The following is a 26,553-nucleotide window of genomic DNA, read 5'->3' as shown; positions in this document are numbered from 1 at the left end:
TGTAACTTAAGAAAAAACACTTGAATAAAATAATTTATAACATATTATTGGGGAGGACCAACTTTGATAAGCAATAGAACATTGAAAATTGAAGAGTATTGTTTCGAATCTATTAATAAAATAAAAAAAGAAAAGTTGATTAAAGGCGAAGAAATATTGGATTTAGGTATAGGTGACCCTGATTTACCAGTTCATGAGAATATTATCAATAAGTTGATAAATGCTTTGAAGTTCCAAGGATTTAATAAATATCCTCCCTATGAGGGAATAAAAGAATTAAAAAAGGAAATTATTAAATATTATAATGAAGTTTTTAATGTGAACTTACAAATGGATGAAGTTTTAGTGCTAATAGGGTCAAAAGAAGGTATTGGACATTTATTGCCAGTAGTATGTGACTATGGCGATGAGCTTATAATTACAGAACCTAAATATCCTCCATACGAGAGGTGCTCAAAATTATGGAATATCAAATGTAATAAAATTAGATTATTAGAAAAAAATAATTATTTATTAAACTTGAATTCAATAAGTAAAGAAGTGAAGGATAAAAGTAAACTAATGATTTTAAACTACCCTAATAATCCTACTGGTGCAGTGGCTAATGAATATTTTTATAAGGAAGTAATTAAATATTGCAAAAAAAATAATATACTCTTATGTAATGATGGGGCATATAACGAAATTGTTGATATAAATACTATTCCACAAAGTATTTTAAGTTATGATAATAGTAAAACGTGTATTGAGATTGGCACATTTTCAAAAACATTTAATATGACAGGATTTAGAATAGGTTATATTGTAGGAAACAGGAAAATTATTAATGGGTTATTGAAAGTAAAATCAAGTTTTGATTCAGGACAATTTGTACCAATTCAATATGCTGCTATAGAGGCATTAAAATTACCTAAATCATATATTGAAAAAAATAGATTAATATATTACAATAGAAAGGTCGCTGTTAAAGAAATATTATCTAAAAAAGGTATTCACTATTTTAATAGTAAGGGAACATTTTATATTTGGTGTTCAACACCTGAAGGATATACAGATAAACAGATATGTGAAGAGTTTATTAATGAAAATGGAATTATAGTTACTCCTGGAAGTGCATTTGGTGAGAAATATAACCACTTTTTCCGTATAGCTTTAGCTTGTAAAAAAGAATTAATAGTAGGAGCTATGGAAAGAATTCAAGAGTATAAATAAGAAAAAAGGAATTATTTAATATTCAGTTTAAATATATATAAAAATATGGTATCATATAAAAGATATCTAATTATTGTATAGTTAAATTGGAAGGATGATCATAATGTCAAAAAGTATGACTGGATTTGGGAGAGCAATTTCTCCTGAGAAAAGTACTAAAGGATTCACAGTAGAAATCAAAAGCGTAAATCATAGATATTTGGATATAAATATAAGAATGCCAAGAAATTATATGCAAATTGAAAATAAAATTAGAGAGCTAGTGAAAAATAAATTAAAAAGAGGAAAAGTTGATATTTTTATTTCTCAAAATTCTTTTGGGAAAGATGATTATGATATTTCTTTCAATAAAAATCTAGCTGATAATTATATGGCTTGTTTAAATGAAATAAAAAATGAGTATGATGTGATTGATAACATTTCTGTATCACTCTTATCAAAATTTCCAGATGTAATTTTGATAGAAAAAAAAGAAGCTGATATTGCAGAAATATGGGATGAACTTAAAGAAATGATTAATAATGCACTAGATAAGTTACTACAGATGAGAAAATCTGAAGGAGAAAAACTAAAAGAAGACATATCACAAAAATGTGATGATATTTTGACTTTAATTTCTTTCATTGAAGAAAAAGCTCCAATGGTCATAATTGAATACAAAAAAAAGCTTGTTCATAGAATTAATGAACTTATGGAACAGAGTGAAGTTGATGAATATAGAATTGCTAACGAGGTTGCACTATTTGCTGATAAAGCTGCAATTGATGAAGAGGTTGTTAGATTAAAAAGTCATATACTTCAAATAAATAAAACTCTTGCCATAGAGAATGAACCTATAGGAAGAAAACTTGATTTTATTATTCAAGAAATGAATAGAGAAGCGAATACTATAGCATCTAAATCCTCCGATTTAGATATAGTAAATTCATCAATAAATTTAAAAAATTTAATTGAAAAGATGAGAGAACAAGTTCAAAATTTAGAATAACAGGAGGAAGAGAATGGGAATAAAATTGATAAACATTGGTTTTGGGAATATTGTATCTGCTAATAGACTTGTTGCAATTGTAAGTCCTGAATCAGCACCGATAAAGAGAATTATTCAAGAAGCTAGAGAAAGAGGAATGCTTATAGATGCTACATATGGTAGAAGAACTAGAGCAGTAATAATAACTGATAGCGATCATGTAATTTTATCAGCTGTTCAACCAGAAACTGTAGCGCATAGACTATCATCTAAAGAGGAAGTTCCTATGAATGAGGTTGATGAATAATGTTTGATAATAAGAATATTGTGAAAAAAGGGTTGCTTTTAGTTATATCGGGCCCTTCAGGAGCAGGTAAAGGAACTATTTGTAAAGAACTATTAAACTACGATGATAATTATTGGTTATCAGTTTCAGCTACAACAAGAGCCCCTAGAAAAGGTGAAGTCGATGGGGTCAATTATTATTTTTTATCTAAAGAGAATTTCATAGAAAAAATTGACAAAAATCAATTCTTGGAAAATGCTGAAGTTTATGGTAATTACTATGGAACTCCTAAAGAAAGTGTTTTATCAAAAATAGAGGCTGGAAAAGATGTTATATTAGAAATTGATATTCAGGGAGCTTTAAAAGTTAAAGAAACCTATCCAGAAGGTGTCTTTATTTTTATATTACCACCATCTATGGAAGAACTAAAAAGAAGAATTATTAATAGAGGCAGCGAAACAGACGAATCTTTAGTGACTAGATTTAAATCTGCATACAAAGAAGTAAATTATGTTTCAAAATATAATTATGCTGTAATAAACGATGAAGTCCAATCTGCAGTGAAAAAAATTGAAAGCATCATTACTGCTGAAAAATGTAGTGTAGATAGGATGAAAGACAATATATTATCAAAGGAGGGATTAATACATGAGCAAATCTATGATTGAACCATCATTAGTAGAATTATTAAAGAAAGTTGAGAATAGATATACTTTAGTAACTGTAACATCTAAAAGAGCTAGACAAATAATTATAGGAGATGAACCTTTATTAGAAGAAGTTAAAAGCAACAAGCCTCTTACTGTTGCAATTAATGAAGTGAATGAAGGAAGAGTATTCTATGAAAACATAATAGAAAGGGATTAGTACCATGGCAGGAAGTAAGACAGTTGTTATTGGAGTAACAGGGGGAATTGCAGCTTATAAAGCTTTGGATGTAATAAGTAGATTGAAAAAGGATGGTTTTGATGTACACGTTATTATGACTAAAAGTGCAACAGAATTTGTTAATCCACTTTCATTTCAGTCGTTAAGTCAAAATTTTGTGATTTGTGACATGTTTGATGAGCCTAAAACATGGGACATTAAACATATTTCTTTAGCAAAAAAAGCTGATCTTATGTTAATTTGTCCTGCAACAGTGAACATATTGGGTAAAGTTGCAAATGGGATAGCTGATGATATGTTATCAACAACTATCATGGCAACGAAGGCTCCGGTGATATTTGCGCCTGCTGCTAATTCAAATATGTTTCTAAATCCAATAGTTCAAGATAACATAAAAAAATTAAAAGAGTATGGTTATAAATTTATTGATCCAGATAGTGGTAGGCTTGCATGTGGAGATGAAGGATCTGGTAAATTAGCAGATACTGAAACTATTACTGAAATAGTTAAAAGTGAATTGTATGACATTAAAGATTTAAAAGGGAAAAGAGTTTTAGTGACAGCAGGACCAACTATTGCTCCAATTGACCCTGTTAGGTTCATTACAAATAGATCTAGTGGTAAAATGGGTTATGCTATTGCTAGAGAAGCAATAAATAGAGGTGCAGAAGTTATACTAATTACAGGGCCATCGAACGAAAAAATTCCTTTTGGAGTTCACTGTATAAAAATTAATACTAATAGTGAGATGAAAGAAGAAATTATAAAATTATTTGATGGAATTGATATTGTAATAAAAGCTGCAGCAGTAGCAGATTATAAACCTCTATGTTATTCATCAAATAAAATAAAAAAGAAAAATAATGAATTTTCGCTAGATTTGGTGAAGGATACTGATATTTTAGCTACACTTGGGAAGTTAAAAAAAGAGCAAATTTTAATCGGTTTTGCAGCTGAGAGTGAAAATTTGATAACTAATGCTTCTTTGAAATTAAACGCTAAAAATTTAGATTATATTGTTGCAAATAATATTAAATCATCTGATACTGGTTTTGCATCTGATAATAACATTGTTACTATTTTATGCAATGATGGTAACAAGTTTTCTTTAGGAAAAATGGATAAGAAACTTGTAGCAAGAGAATTATTTAATATAATTATGAAAAAAAAGCGCTAATTGCGCTTTTTTATTGCATAGGAAAGTATAATGTATTTATTTCATGCAATAAAATTGTGTTAGAGGAATATTAGTCTGTTTTATCTTATTTTATATTTAGGGTTATTAAGAAAGGTGAAAATATTGCATAAATATGTAGGGGTTATTGTAAATAACGAGGCTAAAGCAGTCAATAAAATATTTACCTATAAAGTACCTGAAAAACTACAAAATGAAGTAAAATTAGGTATTATGGTAAAAGTTCCTTTTGGAAGGGGAAACAAAAAAATAAATGCTTTTGTTATTGAGTTCTATGAAGTTTGTCTTAATTGTGATAATTTAAAACATATTGATTCAATTTGTGAAAGAACTCCACTTCTATCAGAAAAGAATATTGAATTAGTAAAAATAATGAAAGAAAAATATCTTTGTACATATTTAGAATGTATTAAAGTAATGATTCCAAAAGGTATAACCAAAGGAGCTAAAGCAAAAGTTCAATCATTAATTTACTTAGGTGAAGATTTATCTGGAAAATTTATTAAGGATTCATATATAAAAATTTATGAAGTAGTTAAAAAAAATAATGGTTTGTATAACAAAAATACTATAAGTAAAAAATTTAACTTATCATTATCTTCTGTTAATACTTTGATTAAACATAATTTTCTAATAGCCAAGGAAGAAGTTGTAAATAGATTTAATGTTAGAGAGTATGAAACATATAAAAAGGTTGAGTTAAATAGTCAACAGAAAAATATTGTAGATAAGATATATGAAGCCAAAGAAAATATGTTTTTAATTCACGGAGTAACTGGAAGTGGAAAAACTGAAATCTACATGACTTTGGTGAGTAAAATGATGGAAGAGGATAAAGACTCAATTATTTTGGTGCCTGAAATTTCATTAACACCTCAAATGGTGGAAAGATTTAAAGGGAGATTTGGTAAAGATATTGCAGTGTTCCATAGCAGACTTTCGGACGGAGAAAGATATGATGAATGGATAAGAGTTAAAAGTGGAGAAGTGAAAGTGGCTATAGGTGCCAGATCAGCGATATTTTTGCCATTTAAAAATTTAGGACTTATTATTATAGATGAAGAACATGAACTTAGTTATAAATCAGATTCTAATCCTAAGTATGATACTAGAGAAATTGGAGAATTGAAATGCAATATAAATAATTGCAAATTAGTTTTAGGTTCTGCAACTCCATCTGTTGAAAGTTACTATAAAGCAGAATGTGGTTATTATAATTTATTTGTTATTAATAAAAGAGTTGGGAATGTCAATCTACCAGAAATATCCATTGTTGATATGAGAGAAGAATTACTTAAAAATAATAAATCTATTTTAAGTGAAGAACTATATAGTGAAATAAAACAAAAATTAACAAAAGGTGAACAGATAATTATTTTCTTAAATAGGAGAGGGTTTTCTACTTTTGTTTCTTGCAGAATGTGTGGCTATGTATTCAAGTGTGATAAGTGTGATATCTCTCTTACTTATCATAATAGAGGAAATTATCTCAGTTGCCATTATTGTGGTATGAAATATCCCGTGAAAAAGCTTTGTCCAAAATGTGGAAGTAAATATGTCAAGTATTTTGGGGTTGGTACTGAAAAAATTCAAAGTATTATCAATGAAACTTTTCCTGAGGCAAGAACACTTAGAATGGATTTTGATACTACAAGAAAAAAAAATTCTCACGAATATATATACAATCAGTTTAAAAATGGTGAGGCAGATATACTAATAGGAACACAAATGATTGCGAAAGGTCTGGATTTTGAGAATGTTACTCTAGTAGGTATTATCGCTGCTGATATATCATTAAATCTTCCAGATTATAGAGCGGAAGAAAGAACTTATCAGCTTATTACTCAAGTAAGTGGTAGAGCTGGTAGAGGTAGATATAGTGGTAAAGTGGTTATTCAGACATATCAGCCAGATAATTCTTCGATAATCTATGCTGCTGAAAATAATTATAAGGAATTTTATAAAAAAGAAATAGCTATGAGAGAAATAATGAATTACCCCCCATTTGGTAAAATATTATTGATAAATTTAAGTAGTAAAAATGAAAATTTATTAATAAAAAATATACAAAAAATTGGGTATTTGTTAAAGAAAAATTATTCGGATAATGATAAAATTATAATATTAGGCCCTACGGCAAGTTCTTTGTCTAGAGTAAAAGAATATTATAGGTGGCAAATATTAATAAAAGGTGACTTTGATAATGATTTTTCTGAAAATGTTAAAAGTTATATATATGAGTGTTTAAAAAATATATATACTGAAATTAGAATAAGTATTGATATTAACCCAAGTAGTTTACTTTAAAGGTTTAAATAGTAAAAGGAGGATTTTAAATGGCATTAAGAAATATTAGAGTGAATGGTGATGAAGTTTTAAGAAAAAAGAGTAGAGAAGTAAAGGAAATTAATGAAAGAATATTAACATTAATAGAAGATATGAAGGAAACTATGTATCATGAGAATGGAGTTGGATTAGCAGCACCTCAAATAGGCATTTTGAGAAAAGTAGTTGTAATTGATGTTGGTGAAGGCCCAATAGTTTTAATTAATCCTGAAATAATTTCTCAGGAAGGGTCTCAAATAGACGAAGAAGGATGTTTAAGTATTCCAGGAGTTCAGGGGAAAGTAGATAGACCTATGAAAGTTACTGCAAAAGCGTTAAATGAAAAAGGTGAGGAATTTATTCTAGAAGGACAAGAATTATTAGCTAGAGCAATTTGCCATGAAGTGGACCACTTGAATGGTGTGTTATTTATCGACAAAACTATAGAAAAAGAATAGATGGAAGGTGACTGAATGAAAATAGTATTTATGGGTACTCCAGAATTTGCTGTACCTTCATTAAGAACTTTAATTAAAAATTTCGATGTAAAAGCAGTATTTACTCAACCCGATAGACCAAAAGGAAGAGGAAAGAAAGTGGCTATTTCTCCTATTAAAGAAGTTGCACTTGAACATGATATAAAAGTATATCAGCCAGTGAAGTTAAGAAAAGAGATTGAAATTATAAATGAACTAAAAAATATAAAGCCTGATTTTATTATAGTTGTCGCTTATGGACAAATTTTATCAAAAGAAGTTTTAGATATTCCAAAGTATGCATGTATCAATCTTCATGCATCATTATTGCCAAAATATAGAGGCGCTGCACCTTTAAATTGGGCTATTATAAATGGAGAAAGAAAAAGTGGTAATACATCTATGCTTATGGATGTAGGATTAGATACTGGAGATATGCTTTTGACTCAAGAAGTAGATATTACTGATGAGATGACAGCTGGCGAATTGCACGATAGTCTTAAAGAAATTGGTGGAGATTTACTTGTTAAAACGATAAATGGATATGCAAATAATGAAATAACTCCAGTTAAACAGGATGATGGTTTAAGTTGTTATGCATCTATGTTAGATAAAAAGATTGCAAAAATAGATTGGAATAAATCTAATTTAGAAATAAAAAATTTAATAAGAGGTTTAAATCCTTGGCCTATTGCATATACAACATATAAAGATAAGAACATGAAAATTTTTGTATCAGAAGTAAAAGATATAGCTTCTGACAAAGAACCTGGTACAATTTTAAATGTTTCTGATAACGGTATAGAAGTGGTATGCGGTAAAGGGGTCTTATTAATTAAAACAATACAATTTCCTGGTAAAAAATCTTTAGATGTAAAAGATTATTTAAGAGGAAATTCAATAGAACAATATTATAGATTTGAATAAAAAAGAGGAGGCATATTATGTACTTTAGAGGTTTTGATCCCACATTCATTATATTGATTCCTGCATTAATAATGTCTGCATGGGCTCAATTTAAAGTTAAATCTACTTTTCAAAAATATTCAAAAATTAGAAGTATGAATGGTATGACTGGTGCAGATGTAGCAAGGAGACTTTTAGATGATGAAGGTTTATTTGATGTTCCTGTACAACATATAAGAGGAAATTTGTCAGATCATTATGATCCTGTTCATAGAGTAATGAGGCTATCTGATTCAGTTTATAATAGTACTTCTATAGCAGCTATCGGAGTTGCAGCGCATGAAACAGGGCATGCAATTCAGCACAAGAACAGCTATATCCCACTAAAAATTAGGGGAGCTATTTTCCCTGTAGTTAACTTTAGCTCTAAAGTTTCTTGGATAATTTTTATTTTAGGGTTCTTGTTTAGTTACCCAACACTGATAGATATTGGTATTCTATTATTTACAACAGTAGTACTTTTTCAAATAGTAACTCTGCCAGTAGAGTTTAATGCATCTAATAGGGCAATTGCAATATTAGAGAATAAAGGGATATTATATGGAAATGAAGTAGAAGGTGCAAAATCAGTATTGTCTGCAGCAGCTTTAACATATTTAGCAGCAGCATTAATGTCAATTTTACAACTGGTAAGATTATTAGTTTTGAGCAGAGATAGAAGATAGATTGGAGAAAAAAATGATAAACACCCGAGAATTAGCAGTTGATACTATTACTGAAATATTTAAAAATAAATTGTATTCAAATATTTATTTAAGTAAGGTACTTAATGACAGTAATATATCTGAAAAAGATAAAGGCCTATTTACAGAAATAATTTATGGTACTATTAGATATAAAAGCACTATTGATTATATACTCAATAGTTTTATGAAAAATGGAATTAAAAAACTCAAAAAAGATGACCCATATCTTTTGAATATATTAAGAGTGGCTATATATCAGATTAAATATCTTGATAAAGTTCCTGATTTTGCGGCTGTTAATGAAGCTGTGAATATTAGTAAGAAAAGATGTGATATGTACAAATCAAAATTTGTTAATGGTGTTCTAAGGAATTATTTGAGAAATAAAACTAAATTTGATAATTTCAAGGGTAATAATTTTATCCAAAAGTTAACTTTAAACTATTCATTTGATACATGGATGGTGGAGTTATTTGTGAGACAATATGGAAAAGATGTAGCTGAGAAAATATTAAGCGGCTTAAATAAAAGGCCTCAGATAACTATGAGGGTTAATTCATTAAAGACAGATTATGATACTGCATTTGAAAAATTAGAGAGTATTGGATATGAAATTGAAGAAGGAAGAATAAGTCCTGAAGCTATTTATGTGAAAAAAGGGAGTAACGTAGAACAAAACCCTCTTTTTACAAATGGATTAGTAACGATTCAAGACGAAAGTGCTATGTTGGTTGCAGAAGTTATGGATATAGAGGATAATCTCAAAGTTTTAGATCTATGTAGTGCACCAGGAGGAAAAACAACACATATTGCTGAATTAATGAATAATACAGGTAAGATTCTTGCATTTGATATCCATGAACATAAATTAGGATTAATAAAAGAAAATGTAAAAAGATTAGGAATAAATAATGTAGAGCTTAAAATTATGGATGCTACTATGTATAATCATAATTTTGTAAATATAGCAGATAGAATTCTATTAGATGTTCCTTGTTCTGGTCTTGGTATTATTAGAAAAAAACCAGAAATTAAATGGAATAAAAATCCTCAGGAACTTAGTTCTTTGATTAAAATTCAAAGAGATATTTTGATGAATGCTGCAGATTATTTAAAGCCAGGTGGGACTTTGGTTTATTCAACTTGTACACTAAATAAGAGTGAAAATATAGACAATATTGAATGGTTTTTGAATAAAGATTCTAGATTTTACGTAGAGAAAATTTTCTTAGGTAATTCAGAAAATTTTCAGTATGATAGTCTTGGCTCGCTAACAGTATTACCTAATGATTATATGGATGGATTTTACATAGCTAAGCTTAAGAGAAAGTAGGTTAAAAATGGAGAATATCCTTAATTTAAATTTAGATGATCTTCAACAATGGATGTTAGAAAATAAAGAAAGCAAATTTAGAGCAAAACAGATTTTTGATTGGATTTACAAAAAAAATGTTTATAATTTTACCGAAATGCTAAATCTATCAAAAACAACTAGGGCGAAATTATCTACTTCTTTTACTATTTATATACCTGAAATTATAAAAGAACAAGTTTCAAAAACGGATGGAACCATAAAATTACTTTTGAAACTAGAGGATAATAACCTTATAGAGTCTGTAATAATGAAATATAAACATGGATATTCTATTTGTGTTTCTACGCAAGTTGGATGTAGAATGGGGTGTTCATTTTGTGCATCAACAATAGATGGTATGGTTAGAAATCTAACTTCTGGAGAGATAATAGGTCAAATTATAACTGCGCAACTTTACTTAGCTGAAAGAATATCCAATGTAGTTTTAATGGGAAGTGGTGAACCTCTCGATAATTATGAAAATGTTGTGAAATTTATTGATCTTATTAAATCTCAAGAAAGTCTGAATATTGGGGCAAGACATATAACGTTGTCAACTTGCGGGATTGTACCTAGAATAAAAGATTTAGCTGATAGAAAATATCAAATAACATTAGCCATTTCGTTGCATTCACCAAGAAATGATAGTCGTCTTGAAATGATGCCTATAACAAGAAAATATTCAATAAATGAAATCATAGATAGTTGTGAATATTACTATAACAAAACTAAACGAAGAATTTCATTTGAGTATGCGCTTATTAAAGGCGTTAATGATAGTGAGGAAGATGCATCTTTGTTAGCTAATTTGCTAAAAGTATTTCCAAGCCATGTTAATTTGATACCCATAAATGAAATAAAAGAAAATTCTTATAAAAAATCAGATTCATTGTCAATTGAAAAATTTAAGGATAGACTCCTTGAAAAAGGTATAGAAACTACCATTAGAAGAAAAATGGGGGAAGATATAGAAGGTGCTTGTGGCCAACTTAGAAGAAGTCATATGGAAAACTTTTCATAAATATTAATGTAAGGGGTAGACTATAAATGAATATCCAGAGGAAAAAATGGGAAATATTCAAAATGACTGATAAAGGGAAATATAGAGAATTAAACGAGGACTGTATAGGTCATTATTCTAATGAAAGTTTTGATTTATTAGTAGTAGCGGATGGTATGGGAGGTCATAATGCTGGTGAAGTTGCAAGCGAGGTTGCGGTAAAGACACTTGTTGACTTTTTTAATAATGCAAAAATATCTAATGCAAAAGAGCAATTAATTAATGCGGTTAAAACTGCTAATGAAAAAATTAATAGTTTAGCAAATTTAAACAACGAGTACAATGGTATGGGAACAACTATAACAGCTTGTTTGATAAATAAAAATGACATATACGTAATAAATGTAGGGGACAGCCGATGCTACATAGTTAAAAACGGAAGTATTTCACGTATAACTAAAGACCATTCTTTAGTTCAAGAATTAGTTGATATTGGTTCAATAACAGAAGAAGAAGCAAGAAATCACCCAAGTAAGAATATTATAACGAGAGCTCTTGGAACTAATTTAGACGTAGAGGTGGATTTTTATCATTTAGAAAATAATAAAATATCACATATACTCTTATGTACTGATGGACTTTCAAATGTAGTGACTAATGAAGAAATTCTTAAAGTTATAAAAAAAATCACTTTAGATAAAGTGTGTAAAAAACTTGTGATGATGAGTATTGAAAAAGGAAGCAGAGATAATATTTCTGTTATTTGTGGAGGCGAGTGCTAAAATGATTGGTACTATTTTAGATAATAGGTATGAAATATTAGAAAAAATAGGCGAAGGTGGTATGGCAGAAGTATTCAAAGCAAAATGTAATTTACTTCATAGATTTGTTGCAATTAAAATATTAAAAAAACAGTATTATGAAAATGATGAGTTTGTTAATAAATTTAGAGCAGAAGCTTTAGCAATTGCTGTTTTGTCTCATGATAATATTGTTGGTATTTATGATATAGGGAATGATAAAGGATTAATATATATCATAATGGAGTATATGGATGGGAAAAATTTAAAGCAATTAATTAAAGAAGAGAAAGTTATGGACAACGACAGGGTTCTTAATTATGCAATCCAAATTGGTAGTGCTTTGAAATGTGCACACAATAAAAATATAGTTCATAGAGATATAAAACCACATAATATTTTATTAAATGGTGAAGGCAATATTAAGATAACAGATTTTGGAATTGCTAAAGCTACATCTTCAGCAACAATTACAAATTCAGAGCGAATAGTAGGTTCTGCTCACTATATATCCCCAGAACAAGCAAAGGGGAATGTAGTTGATAGTCAGACAGATATATACTCATTCGGAGTAGTTTTGTATGAACTTGTGACAGGTGAAGTGCCTTTTGATGCTGTAAGCCCTGTAGCTGTAGCATTGAAGCATATTCAAGAAAATGTAAAGCCGCCAATTGAAGTTAATCCCAATATACCTATTGGACTAAATAGCATAATATTAAAGTGCTTGGAAAAAGAAAAATTCAAAAGATATAAAAATGCTGGGGATGTTTTAAAAGACTTATTAAAAATCAAAAATAATCCATCTTCGAATATAGATTCTATAAACGATAATGAAGTTACAAGGATTATTACTCCTATTAATCTAGAAAATGAACTTAATGAATTAGCTAATAATAAAGATGAGGATGATAATGATAATGCTAAAAACAAAAAGACTAAGAAAAAAAGTATTTTAATAGCATTATTTACTATTGTTGCAGCAGTAGCAATATTTTTCAGTTCTTATGTTTTAGCTGGAAACAAGTTTAATAGCAAAGACAATACAGAAAAATCTCCAGATTACATCAATGTACCTGCTATTGTAGGACTTCAAAAGGAAGAGGCAGAGATACTATTGAATAAATTTAATTTAAAATTAATTCCTACAGTTGTTAAAAGTACTGAAGAAAAAGGGACTATAGTGCAATGCTATCCCTATGAAGGATCTGAAATTGATAAAAATGAAATTAGTGAAATAAAAGTTCTTGTAAGTTCAGGGGTGGATACAGTTACTGTTCCTGATTTACAAAACATAAGTTTTGAAAAAGCGAAGGAAATAATTCTAAAATCTAACATCAGTTTTGGGAAAGTAGAATATATAAATCATGAAAATATAGCAAAGAATAACGTTGTATGGCAGAGCTTAAAAGCTGGTTCAGAAGTTAAAGAAACTTCCGTTATAGATTTAAAAATAAGCGAAGGAAAAGCTGTTGAAACAACATATGTACCTTTATTAGTGCAAAAAAAATATAACGACGCTGTTTTGTTAATAGAAAAAGCAAAGTTGATATTAGGAGAGGTAAATCAAGTTACTACTGGAGATAAAGCTCTAGATTCTCAAGTAATAATTCAGAGTTTAGAACAGGATCTTCAGGTTGAGGTAAACACTAAGATAAGTTTAACTTATTATGTTTACAAGCCTGAATTAGTTAAAGCTCCTAAATTAGTTGGAAAAACTATACTTCAGGCCAAAGAAATTATGGGAAAATTAGATTTAGTTCTTTTAGTAGATGGTGAAGATGACTTTATAATTGTTTCTCAAAATATTAATGCTGGCACTGAAATTGAAAAAGGTAGCAGTATCAATATTCAATCTGAACCTAGTTCTTCTGAACCAGACGACAATACGGATAATCCAGAAAATCCAGATGGACCTAATCAACCTGGTGATAATATAGATAATGGTAATGCTACTGAAGTTAATGGACCTACTGGACCTACTGAACCAAATAATCAAGAAACTGGTGAAACAAGCAACCCCTAATGAGGAGGACTTATGGAAGGAATTATAATCAAAGGAATAGCAGGATTTTATTATGTAAAAGTTGATGATAAAATCATTGAGTGTAAAGCAAGAGGTAAATTTAGAAATAATGGGGAATCGCCCGTTGTAGGAGATAGAGTAGAAATTTCCATTATGAAAAATGATAAAGGATCCGTTGAAAAAATACTTAAAAGGAAGAATATACTTAAAAGACCTCTAGTTTCTAATATTACACAAGCATTTGTTGTTTTTGCAGTAAAACATCCAGATATAAATTTAGACTTATTAAATAGATTTTTAATTCAATGTGAAATGAATGAGATACATGTAATAGTTTGTTTTAATAAAGTAGATTTAGATAATATGTATTTGAATAATGTTGCAATAAAAATGGTGAAAGACGCAGGTTATAAAACTATTTTATTACATGCTAAAGAGGGTGTTGGAATTGATGAAATAAAAGAAAATTTAAATGGCAATATTTCTGTGTTTTGTGGACCTTCAGGAGTAGGAAAATCTACAATTTTGAATAAAATTGTAGGTTCTGAAGTGATGGAAACTGGAAAAATTAGTGATAGATTACGCAGAGGGAAGCATACTACTAGGCACAGTGAACTTGTACCCATTGAAGGGGGATTGCTTGTGGATACTCCTGGATTCTCGACTTTAGATATTCAATTCCAAGATAAAGGTGAAATCCAAGAATATTTTCCAGAATTTTGGGATTATCGAAGTGGATGTAAATTTTCTAGATGTATGCATTATAAAGAGCCAAAATGTAGTATAAAAAATGCGTTAGAAGAAGGAAAAATTAATGAGTTGAGATATAATTTTTATGTCAAATTATTAGAAGAATATGAAAAAGGGGGAAACAAAAGATGGTAAGAATAGCTCCATCAATTTTATCAGCAGATTTTAAATGTTTAGAAAAAGATGTTAGGGAATTAGAACGTAATGGTATAGAGGTGCTCCATATAGATGTTATGGATGGTAGTTTTGTGCCTAATATTTCATTTGGTTTTCCAGTTATTTCAGCTTTAAGACCTATTACAAATATGATGTTTGATGTACATTTAATGATTGAAACTCCATCGCGTTTTATAGAAGAATTTGTTAACGCAGGTGCTGATTTGATAACTGTACATTATGAAGCTGAAAAACATCTTGATAGGACTATTGACTACATTAAAAGTTTTGGCATTAAAGCAGGAATTTCATTAAATCCAGCAACGCCTGTGTCTTTTATTAAACATTTAATAGAAAAAGTTGATTTAGTATTAATCATGAGTGTTAATCCAGGCTTTGGAGGTCAAAAGTATATAAATTATTGTTCAGACAAAATTAGAGAAGTAAAAGAATTAGCAGAACAGTATAATAAAGATTTATTAATTCAAGTAGATGGTGGGATAAAAGCACATAATATTAAAGAAGCCGTTTCATGTGGAGCAAATCTAATTGTTGCAGGATCTGCAGTTTTTAAAGATGGTGAAATAGAAAAGAATATTAAAGATTTAAGAGTGGGTATATAATGAGAGTTACTATTGTATCGGGAGGTTTTAAACCCTCCCGCTTTCTTTTGAAAGATCAGATTAAGAAGAGCGATGTTGTTATATGTGCTGACAGTGGAGCTAATTGTTTTTTTGAATATAAACTAACTCCAAATTATTTATTAGGAGATTTTGATTCTATTGAAAAGAACATTTTGGATTTTTTTAAAAATGAAAAATGTATTGTGGAGAAATTCCCTCCAGAAAAAGATTTTACAGACACTGAATTAGCATTAAGCAAGGCAATAGAGTTAGGAGCTAAAGAAATTGTTTTTTTAGGATGTACAGGGTCTAGAATGGATCATTTTTTTGGCAACCTTGCATTGCTATATAAGTGTATGAAAAATTCTATTAAGGCATCAATAAAGGATGATAACAATAAAATATTTTTAACTTGCAAGAATGTTAGTTTATCAGGAAACTATGGAGAGTATTTTTCTGTAATGCCATTTTCAGAGATGGTTGGCAATCTATCAATACTTGGAGCTAAATATGAATTGGTTGATTATGATTTAAAAAAAGGTGATGCACTTACTGTTTCAAATGAATTTATTGATAATACTGTGACAATTTCATTTAGTTCGGGTATTTTAATAGTTTTTTATTCTCAAGATTAAAAAACAGTAACACATATACTACTAGATGCATACTATATAAGTGCAGTTTTATAATCACATATAGGTTTATAATAGTAAAACTTGATTCGTATATTTTTTTTATAGTTGGAATTTTAACAATTTTTAGAATGGTATATATTGATAGTCTAACTAAAAAGCCTATGAGAATTTTTGGGAGGGTTATATGAAAATAGTTGCAATAAAATTGCCCAAATTCATTTCAGCAGTACTTAAAATCTTTGTGAAAAACAAAAAATGCAATTGACTTCAATTGCATTTTTTATTTAGAGTACTAAACAGCTCTTTGGACTTTTCCAGAACGTAAACATCTAGTACAAACTTTTAAAGTTTTAGGTGTTCCGTTAACTACCGCCTTTACTTTTCTAACGTTTGGAGCCCATCTCCTCTTTGATTGACGATGAGAGTGGCTATATTGAACACCAGAAATAACACCTTTTCCGCATATATCACAACTTTTAGACATTAAAGACACCTCCTGTCATAAAGATAATACCTACCCACGTACCGTTTAATATTTTACCACAGACAAGGATAAAAATGCAAACTAAATTTTAGAAATAATTAAATTTTTAATTTTAACTTATATTTTTTGGTGTGTTCTTGATAAAATCTTTATTATAATATACAATAAATACTATCTATGGTTATTAAGGAGGAATATAATATGACGGAACTTTCCAATAATTTTGGTGCAATTCATTATTCGGAAGAAGTTTTAGCAGATATAGTAGGATTATCAACTATGGAATGTTATGGTGTTGTTGGTATGGCATCTAAAAATGCAACTGATGGCCTATGGGAGTTGATAAAAGGAGAAAATTATAGCAAAGGTGTTAAGATTCACAATAAAAATAATGTTATGAATATCGAATTGTATGTAATTGTTGAATATGGAACAAAGATATCTGTTATAGCTAATAATATTATTCAAAAAATTAAGTATAATTTAGAAAATTATACTGGCTTAAAGGTTTCAAGTATCACAGTAAATGTTCAAGGTGTAAGGGTTTAAGGAGGTACTGTAAATTGGAATATTTCAAAATAGATGGAATTAAACTTAAAAACATGGTAATAAATGCATCAAATAACTTAGAAAAACAAAAGGAATTTTGTAATTCTTTAAATGTATTTCCTGTTCCTGATGGTGATACTGGTACAAATATGTCAATGACATTCAAAAGTGCCGTAGAAGAAATAAAAGATTGTGAAAGTAATTCAATAGGAGAAATCAGCAGATTGATATCTCGTGGTGCTTTGATGGGTGCAAGAGGAAACTCTGGAGTTATTCTTTCTCAAATTTTTAGAGGGATTGCAAAAGGATTAGAAGGATACAATGAAGTGGATTCTATTCAATTTGCTGAAGCTATAATGCAGGGTTCAAAATACGCGTATAAGGCAGTTATGAGACCTACAGAAGGTACTATACTTACAATTATTCGTTCAGCAGGCGAAAAAGCCGTAGAAAGTGAAGAAGCTGATATTACAAAGCTTCTAGAAGAAGTTTGTGAGTATAGCGAACGTGTTTTGAATCAAACACCTGAAATGTTACCAGCTTTAAAAGAAGCAAAAGTAGTTGATGCTGGTGGAATGGGTCTTTTAATAATTTTCAAAGGAATGTATGAAGCATTGCTTCATGATTTAGATGTTGATATTGAAGATGATGTGAAACAAAGCAATGGACAATTTGTTTCAGTTCAAAGCACCATTGATCCTAACTCAATTAAGTTTGGATATTGTACTGAATTCTTTATTAAAGCTAAGGACGCAACTAATTATCAGGAATCTTTCAAGAAAACAATTACTCCAATGGGAGACTCTATCATTGTAATAGCAATGGATGATGTAATAAAAACACATATACATACAAATGATCCTGGGTTTGTATTGTCTGAGGCAGTTAAAATAGGAGAAATTTCTAAAATAAAAATTGATAATATGAGAGAAGAGCATAGAGAAATACTAGAATCTGAATACGCTGCTGGAGAAGTGATTGAAGAAGTAGTTGAAGAAAAAGAATTTGGATTTATCAGTGTTGTTATGGGAACTGGACTAAAGACAATATTTAACGATATTGGAGTGGATTCAGTAATAGAGGGTGGCCAAACAATGAATCCTAGTACCCAAGATATCTTAGATAGAATTCAATCACTTAATGCAAGAAATATTTTTATTCTTCCTAATAATAAAAATATAATAATGGCAGCTGAACAAGCTACGAAATTAACAGATAAAAATGTATATGTTATACCATCTAAAACAATACCACAAGGAATTACTGCCATTACAGCATTTAATGGAGAAGCTACAGCTGAAGAAAACCTAGAAAACATGAAAGAAATAATTTCAACAGTAAAAACAGCTTCTGTAACATATGCAGTTAGAGATACTGAAATGGATGGAAGAAAAATAAGTGAAGGTAATATTCTAGGACTAGTTGAAGGTAAGATTTCTGAAATAGGAGAAGAACCTTACGAAGTTGCTTCTGATTTGATTGAATCTATAGTTGATGAAGATACGGAGTTGTTGACGATTTTCTATGGTGAAGATTGTGATGAAGATAGAGTAAACAAAATGATTGAAATATTTGAAGAAAAATATGAAGACATTGATGTTCAAAGTTTCAACGGTGAGCAGCCATTATACTATTTTATAATATCAGCTGAATAAAAAAGCCTATGGGCTTTTTTTTGTTCAGATGTATTTCAATATACACCGTCAATTGTGAACTTTAAATTATGGAATTTAACCTATACAACAGAATAGAGGTGATATTATGAACGTGAATGATAATATTTCGACATTAAAAGGGATTGGTAAAAAATATACAGAACTTCTTGAGAAATTGAATATTGATACAATTTTGGATTTACTTTTATATTTCCCTTGTGATTATGAAATGTTTTTTCCTGGAAAGTTAATTTCTGATGCTCAAGAGGGCGAAAAGATTTGTATTCAATGTTCTGTTTTAAAAATTAGTAAAGATATATATGTTAGAAAAAACATGGTTATTTCGTCTATTATATTGAATGATGGAGATTCGGATTTTACAGCTAAGTGGTTTAATCAGCCTTTTATAAAGAAGACCTTTAGAATTGGTGAAGAATATAAGTTCGTTGGAAAAGTTCAAATTCAGAAAAATGGAAAGAAAGTTTTAATGAGTCCTAAAGTTGTAAAAGAACAAATAAACAATGGTAGTATAATTCCTAAATATAGTTTAACTAAAGGTCTTAGTAATAGTTTTTTTATTAAATATATTTCTAATATACTTAATAATATAAAAATTGCAGAAAATTTACCTAAAGAAATAGTTGATAAATATAGACTATGCACATTAGATTTTGCTATAAAAAATATACATAATCCTAATGACTCAAATAGCCTTAATAAAGCATTAGATAGGTTAAAATTTCAAGAGTTATTTACGTATTCAGTTAAATTATTATTAATTAAAGATAAAAGAAAAACTAGTAGTAAAGGAATACCGTTGAAAATAGCTAAAGAGTTAACATTATTAAAAGAGAAATTACCATTTGAATTAACTGATGCTCAAAAGAAAGCAGTTAGACAAATTTTAATAGATGAAAAAAAGCCTTTATGTATGAACAGGTTGCTTCAAGGGGACGTAGGTTCAGGTAAAACAATTGTAGCATTAATTGCTATTTTTAATGTTATATATAATGGATATCAAGCAGCATTAATGGCGCCAACAGAGATATTAGCAAAACAACATTTTCTAGAATTTGATAAATTATTAAAAGATTTTAAAATAAATATAGAATTTTTAGTTGGAAGTACACCATTAAAAGAAAAACAAAGAATTAAAGATAATTTAAAATCAGGAAAAATCGATTTAGTTATTGGCACACATTCTCTAATAGAAGATGATGTGGAATTTGAAAAATTAGGGATGATTGTAACAGATGAACAACACAGATTTGGTGTTAACCAAAGAGCTAAATTATACAATAAAAGTATTAACTCAGATGTGTTGGTAATGAGTGCTACTCCTATACCAAGAACGTTATCCTTATGCTTATATGGGGACTTGGATATTTCAATTATAGACCAATTACCACCAGGTAGAAAAAAGATTGATACTTATTGGTTTGGTAAAAATCAAAGAAAGCGAGTTTATAATTATCTAAGAAAAGAGTTAGAAAATAAAAAACAAGCGTATGTAGTATGTCCTTTAGTAGAAGAAAATGATTCAATGCAATTAAATTCAGTTCAAAAGCTAACAGAGGATTTGCAAAATGATTATTTGAAAGGCTTTAAAGTAAAAAGTTTATATGGCAAAATGAAACAAAAAGATAAAGATGAAATAATGAATGAGTTTAAAAATAATAGAATTGATGTTTTAGTTGCTACAACAGTTATCGAAGTTGGAGTGAATGTTCCAAATGCAACAATAATGATTATTGAAGATGCTGAGCGATTTGGTTTATCGCAACTTCATCAATTAAGAGGCAGAGTGGGTAGAGGTGTAGATAAATCTTCATGCTATTTAATAGCAGAAAGTAAAAGTGATGTTACAAAGAAAAGAATGGAAACAATGGTAGAGAGTAATGATGGTTTTTACATTTCAGAACAGGATTTAAAAATAAGAGGAAGTGGAGAAGTCTTTGGATTTCGACAACATGGTGATGAAAGTTTTACACTATCGAATCCTATAGAAGATATAAATATTTTAAAATGTGCAAATTACGAAGCAAGAAATATTTTTAATAATAAAGATAAAAAATATGATTATATTCTAGAAAGCATTGTAAAAAGGATTGATGAAGACAAAAAACTAATTTGTTTCAATTAATAATTATAAAAGAAGCACTCCAAAATCTTTACTGTATAACCTTTGTATAAGTTAGAAATATGTGTTAAAATAAAAAAAAGTATTACATAGCTATTAAGGAGGACCTTGAAATGAGAGTTATAGCTGGAAGAGCAAAAGGAAAAAAATTAATACCGCCAGATGGTATGCAAACTCGTCCAACTTTAGATAGAGTTAAAGAAAATATTTTTAATATAATTCAAAATGAAGTTGTAGATGCAGTGGCAGTTGATGTTTTTGCTGGTACAGGAAGTTTAGGACTCGAATCTGTAAGTAGAGGAGCTAAACAATGTTATTTAGTCGATAAACATCCTACAACATTTAAATTTTTAACTGAAAATATAAAGAATCTAGGGTTTGAAAAGGAATGCACAGCTTTAAATATGGATTCTTATATGGCGCTAAAAAGTTTTGGAAACAAGCAAATTATTTTTGATTTAATATTTATTGACCCACCTTATGCAAAAGATATGATTCCGTTAGCAATAGATTTAATTCACGATGGAAAAATATTAAAGAAAGATGGGCTTATAGTAACGAAGATTGATACAAGTGAAAATCTTTATGAAGGAAGTGAATGGATAAAACTTGTGAATCATAGAAAATATGGCAATACAACAGTATGTTTTTACAGATATGAGGAGGATTAAAATGAACAAAGCAGTGTATCCAGGGAGTTTTGACCCTATAACTGAAGGTCATTTGGATATAATTAGAAGATCATCTAAAGTTTTTGATGAATTAATAGTGTTGGTTTTAGTTAATCCTGAAAAAAAAGGATTATTTAATATTGATGAAAGAAAAGAATTAATAGAAAGGGTTACTTCTAGTTTTGGCAACGTAAAAGTTGAGGCTTTTCATGGATTACTTGTTAACTACATGAAAGAAAGAAACTTGAACATAATTACAAAGGGGTTAAGGGCTGTTACAGACTTTGAATATGAGTTTCAGATGGCTTTGATGAATAGAAAACTAAGTCCCACAATTGAAACAGTTTTTATGATGACTAATGCAAAATATTCTTATTTAAGTTCTAGCGCTGTTAAACAAGTTGCTATGTTTGGAGGAGATTTAAACGATTTGGTTCCAACAGAAATTATTGATGATGTAAGAAATAAAATTTTAAGCAAATAAGGTGATTAGATGGAAGTTGTAAAATTATTAAAATACTTACACGAACTTATTGAAACTTCGCAGAATGTGCCAATTATGGGTAAAGCTATGGTTGATAAAAGAGAATTAATTGAGGTTATTGAAGAAATAATAAACCATCTACCAGATGAATTCAAAAAAGCACAATGGATATGTGCGGAAAAAGAGAGAATTTTAAAAGAAGCACAAGATGAAGTTGACAATTACAAAGAGGAAGCATATGAAATTCTTCGTAGAGAGATAGAAAGTCATGACATTATAAAAGAGGCTTCAGTGAAAGCTGAAGAGATAATTTCTTCAGCTAGAAGAGAAGCGAAAAATATGAGATTAAACGCAAAAGATTATGCAGATGAAATCTTGTGTGATTTAGAAAGAGAAATCACTGAAAACGGTGAAAAAATGATGACTGAATTTCAAGCTAAGAGTGAAGTCTATTTTAGGGAAATAAACAAGGATTTTTCATCTGTTTCATCTGTTATTCGAACCAATATTAAAGAATTAAGAGATACTATCAAATAGCTTTTGGATAAATAAGGGTATTATTAATAATATTATAACAAATAGCGAAAGAATACTCATTTCTATATTTGCATTAGGAATTGAATTAGTATTAAAAAAAACCTTTTTATTTAAAGAAAAGATATCTATTTTTAATAATGCAAATGTAATAACGCTACAAATTATTCCTTGAATAAATTTGTAGATGGTATACTTTTTAACAGAAAAATTTTCTTTAGATATAAAAGAGCTTACTTGAGCAATTATAGAAAAGCCACTAAAACCTAATAGAAAACTTATTATGATAATTTTATTATTTTGACTTATGGAGATTAAATTTACTTCATTGCAGCCATTTGTTAATTCAATCAAGCCTAAAATAAAAGAACGTGAAATTTTCTCCGAAATATGTAAAATTAATGATAGTTGATGGAAAACAATATCGAATACGGTATTGTTTTTTATTATGTTAATTATTACTGAAAAAAGGATAACAAAACCTCCGATATTTAAACTTGTAACCAATCCATCACTTATACTATTTTTAAGAATAGTTCCCAAATTTTTAGTTTGAATGTTTTGTGATAAAGGCACTTTAGTAGAAGTTTTGGTTCTATAATTGGAGTTATGTGGTCTTATTATTAATGCCATAAAGATACAAGAAAGATACATTGAAATTAGCAATATATAGCCTATAAATTTGTTGTTTAGTATTTTTACACCCACAACACCTATTACAAATAAAGGGCTTGGATTTGACGCTACAGAAATTAATCTATTACATGTATCAAAATCAATCTTTCTATTACTATATAAGTCTATAGCATACTTAGCTCCAAGAGGATAACCACATAAAGCACTAACAATCAAAACAACTGAACAATTTTTAGGAAACTTTAGTGGTGTGCATAATAAATTACCGAAAATTTTTGAATAAATATTAATTCCACCATACTGAAACATTATATTGATAATCACTAAAAAAGGAAAAATTGACACAAAAACTGATTTTACAAATAGTATTGCACCATCTAATGTTGCTGTTAAAGTAAGTGAAGGGTTGGTTATTATTGAAAGAATTATAAAAGAACAAATAAATGTCACCACTATGTTTTCATTCACTTTTATTCCTAAAGAGTGTAAAAAGCAAAATAGAAAAAATATAATAAGCAAAATTAATACTATAAATAAATATATCACGAAAGTCTCCTTTACATATAATTATTTTGGTCTAATAATATAAATATATTGGAAGGAGACTTAATTATGTATGGATTTATTCAATAATAATAGGACTTTTAATATAATCAGAGTTAGGTTTAATACTTTTATTAAACAAGCTATAAACACCTGTAGCTTGAATATCTAAAGATAAAATATTGTTATCAATTTTTCTAGGTACTTTTGTTATTAAAGGAATGTCACTACTATTTTTTAAATTTTTCAGAATTTTTCTTCCTACTTTATTAAAGCCTAAGATTCTTGCGTAAGGACAAGCTTCTTTTCTAAGTTTTGAGGTGTTAAAGGTATCAAAACCTATAAGATATTGGCATAATATTCTATTGATCCTTGTACGTGTGTAACGCTTTGATTTTATATTATTTACTAAATTTTCATAGTTAGAGCTTGAATGTAGTGCTTTTGTAATTCTATTATTTATTCCTTCTGATACATCTGGTAAATTTTGAATACGTCCACTTGAAGAAAGGAATTTATATTTTATATATTTATAAAAATCATCTACAAATGGAAAATCACAGCCCTCTAATTGGAATTCTTTCATCTCTTTTACAGTATCGGCAGGAAGAAAGTTTGATATATCATCTATTTCACCTTTATTATAGAGGTGATTTCTTATTGAAGTTGCACTTGAATAATAACCTGTTATACTTTTTTCATTATATGAAGAGCCTTGACGTGTTATTGTGCGAGGGATAATTTTTGAATTTAATTTATTAAGACTTTTACAATACTCAATTCCTAAAATATTGTTTGATGAATTCATTATATTTGATAAATCTTCTTTAAATTGATTTTTGTACAGTTCCGTAAAAGCTAATGATCTTGCTTTTGGGTAACTAATACCTTGAACTAGATAATTTGATAATTTTTCTTTAAATAACTTAGACTCATTTGTCAATAAATTTGAAATATTTTGAATCGTTTCTACGGAGCCTAATTCACTTCCGAAAACTATATTATCAACATTATTTAAGCTGTTTAAAAGACTAATAGAACCATATGCGAAAAATTCTGCAGAGGATGTACTGTAGATTACAGGTAGTTCTAAAACTAGGTCTACACCATTGTTTAAGGCGATTTTAGTTCGAGTCCATTTATCCATTATAGCGGGTATGCCTCTTTGAACAAAGTTTCCGCTCATAACGCAAATTATACCATCGCTATTTGTAATTTCTTTTGTTTTTTCTATGTGATATAGATGACCATTATGCATTGGGTTATATTCTGTTATAATACCAGAAATTTTCATGATTTTGTTCCTCCTGTTGGTAATTATTATCTAGATCATTTTAAATTTTCAAAATATTATTAATTCATGAATAAATATTGAAATATGTATTGAAATTATAAATGAAAACGGTGTATATTATATTATGTAGTATTAAATATAGTATTAAATATAATATAGTGTAACAAACTAATTATACTATATTATGTTTAATAAATGATACTGTTTTTCGAAAGGAGATATATATATGGGTTTTATTGATTTAGTTAGAGCAAAAGCAAAAGAAAATTTAAGAACAATTGTTTTACCTGAAGGTGAAGAAGAAAGAAATTTAAAAGCAGCAGGAATTATTACAGAAGAAAAAATTGCTAATGTTGTTTTAGTAGGTAGCGAAAATGTAATAAGAGAGAAGGCAGCTGCATTTGATGTTGTTTTAGATGGAATCAAGATTATTGATCCTGAAACATCTGAAAAAACAAAAGAATATGCAAATCTTTTTTATGACTTGAGAAAAAACAAAGGTGTTACTGAAGAAAAAGCTTTAAGTACTGTTAAAGATCCAGTTTACTTCGGTACTATGATGTTGAAAGTAGGAGACGTAGATGGATTAGTTTCTGGAGCAATCCACTCAACTGGAGATTTATTAAGACCAGGATTACAAATAATAAAAACAGCTCCTGGAGCATCTATTGTTTCTAGTTTCTTTGTTATGGAAGTTCCAAACTGTGAATATGGAGAAAATGGTTTATTACTATTTGGTGATTGTGCAGTTAATCCAAATCCAAATGCTGAGCAATTAGCTTCTATTGCAACTTCTACTGCTGATTCAGCAAAAGTTTTATGTGGAATAGACCCTAAAGTGGCTATGTTATCTTTCTCAACAATGGGTAGTGCTAAGCACGAATTAGTTGATAAAGTTAAGGAAGCTACAAAAATTGCTAAAGAGCAAAGACCAGATTTAGATTTAGATGGTGAATTACAATTAGATGCAGCAATAGTTAATAAAGTGGCAGCTCTAAAAGCTCCTGATAGTAAAGTTGCAGGAAGTGCTAATGTTTTAATATTCCCAGACTTACAAGCAGGAAATATTGGATATAAGCTTGTTCAAAGATTTGCTAATGCTGAAGCAATAGGACCAGTTTCTCAAGGATTTGCAAAACCTTTAAATGATTTATCTAGAGGTTGTAGTGTAGATGATATTGTAAATGTTGTAGCAATTACTGCTATTCAAGCTAAATAGAA

The 26,553-nt window shown here is 28.8% G+C and carries 27 protein-coding genes; 24 read left to right on the top strand and 3 right to left on the bottom strand.

Features of this window, described 5'->3' with window-relative positions; genetic code table 11:
• Positions 1-63: 63 nt before the first annotated feature.
• The 17 genes from ACQ3F0_RS01375 to ACQ3F0_RS01295 all read left to right on the top strand — a co-directional run bounded on the left by ACQ3F0_RS01375 (position 64) and on the right by ACQ3F0_RS01295 (position 16,342).
• Entirely contained in the window at positions 64-1,212 is a 1,149-nt protein-coding gene (locus ACQ3F0_RS01375; RefSeq protein ID WP_428863233.1) for an aminotransferase class I/II-fold pyridoxal phosphate-dependent enzyme, read from the top strand.
• Positions 1,213-1,315: 103 nt separating this feature from the next.
• Positions 1,316-2,200, top strand: coding sequence for a YicC/YloC family endoribonuclease (locus ACQ3F0_RS01370; protein ID WP_428863232.1), 885 nt, complete (start codon positions 1,316-1,318; stop codon positions 2,198-2,200).
• A 13-nt stretch (positions 2,201-2,213) separates the two neighbouring features.
• The gene (gene remA / locus ACQ3F0_RS01365) at positions 2,214-2,486 is read left to right on the top strand and encodes an extracellular matrix/biofilm regulator RemA (RefSeq protein WP_428863231.1); all 273 of its coding nucleotides are present in this window, start codon (positions 2,214-2,216) and stop codon (positions 2,484-2,486) included.
• A 17-nt stretch (positions 2,487-2,503) separates the two neighbouring features.
• A complete protein-coding gene (gmk, locus tag ACQ3F0_RS01360) occupies positions 2,504-3,133 on the top strand; it encodes a guanylate kinase (protein ID WP_428863707.1) in 630 nt (209 codons plus the stop codon).
• Positions 3,114-3,332, top strand: coding sequence for a DNA-directed RNA polymerase subunit omega (gene rpoZ / locus ACQ3F0_RS01355; protein WP_428863230.1), 219 nt, complete (start codon positions 3,114-3,116; stop codon positions 3,330-3,332). The genes gmk and rpoZ overlap by 20 nt, the downstream gene beginning before the upstream one ends.
• A gap of 4 nt (positions 3,333-3,336) precedes the next feature.
• Complete coding sequence (gene coaBC, locus ACQ3F0_RS01350) at positions 3,337-4,530, top strand: bifunctional phosphopantothenoylcysteine decarboxylase/phosphopantothenate--cysteine ligase CoaBC (RefSeq protein ID WP_428863229.1); 1,194 nt, start codon at positions 3,337-3,339, stop codon at positions 4,528-4,530.
• Positions 4,531-4,653: 123 nt separating this feature from the next.
• A complete protein-coding gene (gene priA, locus ACQ3F0_RS01345) occupies positions 4,654-6,855 on the top strand; it encodes a primosomal protein N' (protein WP_428863228.1) in 2,202 nt (733 codons plus the stop codon).
• Between the two features lie 29 nt (positions 6,856-6,884).
• Entirely contained in the window at positions 6,885-7,331 is a 447-nt protein-coding gene (gene def / locus ACQ3F0_RS01340) for a peptide deformylase (RefSeq protein ID WP_428863227.1), read from the top strand.
• A 15-nt stretch (positions 7,332-7,346) separates the two neighbouring features.
• Positions 7,347-8,276, top strand: coding sequence for a methionyl-tRNA formyltransferase (gene fmt, locus ACQ3F0_RS01335; RefSeq protein ID WP_428863226.1), 930 nt, complete (start codon positions 7,347-7,349; stop codon positions 8,274-8,276).
• 17 nt (positions 8,277-8,293) lie between these two features.
• On the top strand, positions 8,294-8,980 hold the full coding sequence (locus ACQ3F0_RS01330; RefSeq protein WP_428863225.1) for a zinc metallopeptidase: 687 nt from the start codon (positions 8,294-8,296) through the stop codon (positions 8,978-8,980).
• Positions 8,981-8,993: 13 nt separating this feature from the next.
• The gene (gene rsmB / locus ACQ3F0_RS01325; RefSeq protein ID WP_428863224.1) at positions 8,994-10,334 is read left to right on the top strand and encodes a 16S rRNA (cytosine(967)-C(5))-methyltransferase RsmB; all 1,341 of its coding nucleotides are present in this window, start codon (positions 8,994-8,996) and stop codon (positions 10,332-10,334) included.
• Positions 10,335-10,341: 7 nt separating this feature from the next.
• Complete coding sequence (gene rlmN / locus ACQ3F0_RS01320; RefSeq protein WP_428863223.1) at positions 10,342-11,376, top strand: dual-specificity RNA methyltransferase RlmN; 1,035 nt, start codon at positions 10,342-10,344, stop codon at positions 11,374-11,376.
• Between the two features lie 26 nt (positions 11,377-11,402).
• The gene (locus ACQ3F0_RS01315; RefSeq protein WP_428863222.1) at positions 11,403-12,137 is read left to right on the top strand and encodes a Stp1/IreP family PP2C-type Ser/Thr phosphatase; all 735 of its coding nucleotides are present in this window, start codon (positions 11,403-11,405) and stop codon (positions 12,135-12,137) included.
• Between the two features lies 1 nt (position 12,138).
• Positions 12,139-14,178 (top strand): Stk1 family PASTA domain-containing Ser/Thr kinase, encoded by a 2,040-nt coding sequence (gene pknB / locus ACQ3F0_RS01310; RefSeq protein WP_428863221.1) that lies wholly within the window; start codon positions 12,139-12,141, stop codon positions 14,176-14,178.
• Positions 14,179-14,190: 12 nt separating this feature from the next.
• Positions 14,191-15,063, top strand: a complete 873-nt coding sequence (rsgA, locus tag ACQ3F0_RS01305) for a ribosome small subunit-dependent GTPase A (protein ID WP_428863220.1) — start codon at positions 14,191-14,193, stop codon at positions 15,061-15,063.
• Entirely contained in the window at positions 15,057-15,707 is a 651-nt protein-coding gene (gene rpe, locus ACQ3F0_RS01300) for a ribulose-phosphate 3-epimerase (protein ID WP_428863219.1), read from the top strand. The genes rsgA and rpe overlap by 7 nt, the downstream gene beginning before the upstream one ends.
• On the top strand, positions 15,707-16,342 hold the full coding sequence (locus ACQ3F0_RS01295) for a thiamine diphosphokinase (protein WP_428863218.1): 636 nt from the start codon (positions 15,707-15,709) through the stop codon (positions 16,340-16,342). Before rpe ends, ACQ3F0_RS01295 begins: the two co-directional genes overlap by 1 nt.
• 292 nt (positions 16,343-16,634) lie before the next feature.
• Here ACQ3F0_RS01295 and rpmB read toward each other — a convergent pair whose 3' ends face one another.
• Positions 16,635-16,826 (bottom strand): 50S ribosomal protein L28, encoded by a 192-nt coding sequence (gene rpmB, locus ACQ3F0_RS01290; protein ID WP_428863217.1) that lies wholly within the window; start codon positions 16,824-16,826, stop codon positions 16,635-16,637.
• A gap of 201 nt (positions 16,827-17,027) precedes the next feature.
• On the opposite strand from rpmB, the gene ACQ3F0_RS01285 reads away from it, so the two are divergent.
• From ACQ3F0_RS01285 to ACQ3F0_RS01260, 6 genes are all read left to right on the top strand, one after another.
• Positions 17,028-17,375: an Asp23/Gls24 family envelope stress response protein gene (locus tag ACQ3F0_RS01285; RefSeq protein WP_428863216.1), complete on the top strand. Its 348-nt coding sequence runs from the start codon at positions 17,028-17,030 to the stop codon at positions 17,373-17,375.
• A gap of 14 nt (positions 17,376-17,389) precedes the next feature.
• Positions 17,390-19,030 carry a DAK2 domain-containing protein gene (locus ACQ3F0_RS01280; RefSeq protein ID WP_428863215.1) on the top strand — a complete coding sequence of 547 codons (1,641 nt, stop codon included), beginning with the start codon at positions 17,390-17,392 and terminating at the stop codon, positions 19,028-19,030.
• A 106-nt stretch (positions 19,031-19,136) separates the two neighbouring features.
• The gene (gene recG, locus ACQ3F0_RS01275) at positions 19,137-21,173 is read left to right on the top strand and encodes an ATP-dependent DNA helicase RecG (protein WP_428863214.1); all 2,037 of its coding nucleotides are present in this window, start codon (positions 19,137-19,139) and stop codon (positions 21,171-21,173) included.
• A gap of 110 nt (positions 21,174-21,283) precedes the next feature.
• Positions 21,284-21,841 (top strand): 16S rRNA (guanine(966)-N(2))-methyltransferase RsmD, encoded by a 558-nt coding sequence (gene rsmD, locus ACQ3F0_RS01270; protein ID WP_428863213.1) that lies wholly within the window; start codon positions 21,284-21,286, stop codon positions 21,839-21,841.
• Between the two features lies 1 nt (position 21,842).
• Positions 21,843-22,325 carry a pantetheine-phosphate adenylyltransferase gene (gene coaD / locus ACQ3F0_RS01265; RefSeq protein ID WP_428863212.1) on the top strand — a complete coding sequence of 161 codons (483 nt, stop codon included), beginning with the start codon at positions 21,843-21,845 and terminating at the stop codon, positions 22,323-22,325.
• Positions 22,326-22,334: 9 nt separating this feature from the next.
• Complete coding sequence (locus tag ACQ3F0_RS01260; protein ID WP_428863211.1) at positions 22,335-22,862, top strand: ATPase; 528 nt, start codon at positions 22,335-22,337, stop codon at positions 22,860-22,862.
• Here the strand turns inward: ACQ3F0_RS01260 and ylbJ are convergent.
• Both ylbJ and ACQ3F0_RS01250 read right to left on the bottom strand, forming a co-directional pair.
• Positions 22,842-23,963, bottom strand: a complete 1,122-nt coding sequence (ylbJ, locus tag ACQ3F0_RS01255; protein WP_428863210.1) for a sporulation integral membrane protein YlbJ — start codon at positions 23,961-23,963, stop codon at positions 22,842-22,844. The two genes, ACQ3F0_RS01260 and ylbJ, sit on opposite strands and share 21 nt — an antisense overlap.
• A gap of 154 nt (positions 23,964-24,117) precedes the next feature.
• A complete protein-coding gene (locus ACQ3F0_RS01250) occupies positions 24,118-25,332 on the bottom strand; it encodes a nucleotidyltransferase (RefSeq protein ID WP_428863209.1) in 1,215 nt (404 codons plus the stop codon).
• 226 nt (positions 25,333-25,558) lie between these two features.
• Here ACQ3F0_RS01250 and pta point away from each other — a divergent pair, with 226 nt between their 5' ends.
• Positions 25,559-26,551 (top strand): phosphate acetyltransferase, encoded by a 993-nt coding sequence (gene pta, locus ACQ3F0_RS01245; protein ID WP_428863208.1) that lies wholly within the window; start codon positions 25,559-25,561, stop codon positions 26,549-26,551.
• Positions 26,552-26,553 lie beyond the last annotated feature (2 nt).

The sequence above is a fragment of the Clostridium sediminicola genome (assembly GCF_050402865.1).
In the GTDB taxonomy this organism is placed as follows: domain Bacteria; phylum Bacillota; class Clostridia; order Clostridiales; family Clostridiaceae; genus Clostridium_AF; species Clostridium_AF sediminicola.
Note: the sequence above shows the minus strand (reverse complement) of the source record. Positions and strands in the feature narration are given on the sequence as shown.

Bases quoted from the DNA above. Each gene is read 5' to 3' on its own strand.
- ACQ3F0_RS01295 (WP_428863218.1), top strand. From the start codon at position 15,707: ATGAGAGTTACTATTGTATCGGGAGGTTTTAAACCCTCCCGCTTTCTT.
- ACQ3F0_RS01260 (WP_428863211.1), top strand. From the start codon at position 22,335: ATGGAAGTTGTAAAATTATTAAAATACTTACACGAACTTATTGAAACT.
- coaD (WP_428863212.1), top strand. From the start codon at position 21,843: ATGAACAAAGCAGTGTATCCAGGGAGTTTTGACCCTATAACTGAAGGT.
- rlmN (WP_428863223.1), top strand. From the start codon at position 10,342: ATGGAGAATATCCTTAATTTAAATTTAGATGATCTTCAACAATGGATG.
- ACQ3F0_RS01330 (WP_428863225.1), top strand. From the start codon at position 8,294: ATGTACTTTAGAGGTTTTGATCCCACATTCATTATATTGATTCCTGCA.
- pknB (WP_428863221.1), top strand. From the start codon at position 12,139: ATGATTGGTACTATTTTAGATAATAGGTATGAAATATTAGAAAAAATA.
- rpoZ (WP_428863230.1), top strand. From the start codon at position 3,114: ATGAGCAAATCTATGATTGAACCATCATTAGTAGAATTATTAAAGAAA.
- ACQ3F0_RS01315 (WP_428863222.1), top strand. From the start codon at position 11,403: ATGAATATCCAGAGGAAAAAATGGGAAATATTCAAAATGACTGATAAA.
- def (WP_428863227.1), top strand. From the start codon at position 6,885: ATGGCATTAAGAAATATTAGAGTGAATGGTGATGAAGTTTTAAGAAAA.
- rpmB (WP_428863217.1), bottom strand. From the start codon at position 16,826: ATGTCTAAAAGTTGTGATATATGCGGAAAAGGTGTTATTTCTGGTGTT.
- remA (WP_428863231.1), top strand. From the start codon at position 2,214: ATGGGAATAAAATTGATAAACATTGGTTTTGGGAATATTGTATCTGCT.
- ACQ3F0_RS01370 (WP_428863232.1), top strand. From the start codon at position 1,316: ATGTCAAAAAGTATGACTGGATTTGGGAGAGCAATTTCTCCTGAGAAA.
- rsmD (WP_428863213.1), top strand. From the start codon at position 21,284: ATGAGAGTTATAGCTGGAAGAGCAAAAGGAAAAAAATTAATACCGCCA.
- coaBC (WP_428863229.1), top strand. From the start codon at position 3,337: ATGGCAGGAAGTAAGACAGTTGTTATTGGAGTAACAGGGGGAATTGCA.
- rsmB (WP_428863224.1), top strand. From the start codon at position 8,994: ATGATAAACACCCGAGAATTAGCAGTTGATACTATTACTGAAATATTT.
- rsgA (WP_428863220.1), top strand. From the start codon at position 14,191: ATGGAAGGAATTATAATCAAAGGAATAGCAGGATTTTATTATGTAAAA.
- recG (WP_428863214.1), top strand. From the start codon at position 19,137: ATGAACGTGAATGATAATATTTCGACATTAAAAGGGATTGGTAAAAAA.
- ACQ3F0_RS01250 (WP_428863209.1), bottom strand. From the start codon at position 25,332: ATGAAAATTTCTGGTATTATAACAGAATATAACCCAATGCATAATGGT.
- ACQ3F0_RS01285 (WP_428863216.1), top strand. From the start codon at position 17,028: ATGACGGAACTTTCCAATAATTTTGGTGCAATTCATTATTCGGAAGAA.
- fmt (WP_428863226.1), top strand. From the start codon at position 7,347: ATGAAAATAGTATTTATGGGTACTCCAGAATTTGCTGTACCTTCATTA.
- rpe (WP_428863219.1), top strand. From the start codon at position 15,057: ATGGTAAGAATAGCTCCATCAATTTTATCAGCAGATTTTAAATGTTTA.
- pta (WP_428863208.1), top strand. From the start codon at position 25,559: ATGGGTTTTATTGATTTAGTTAGAGCAAAAGCAAAAGAAAATTTAAGA.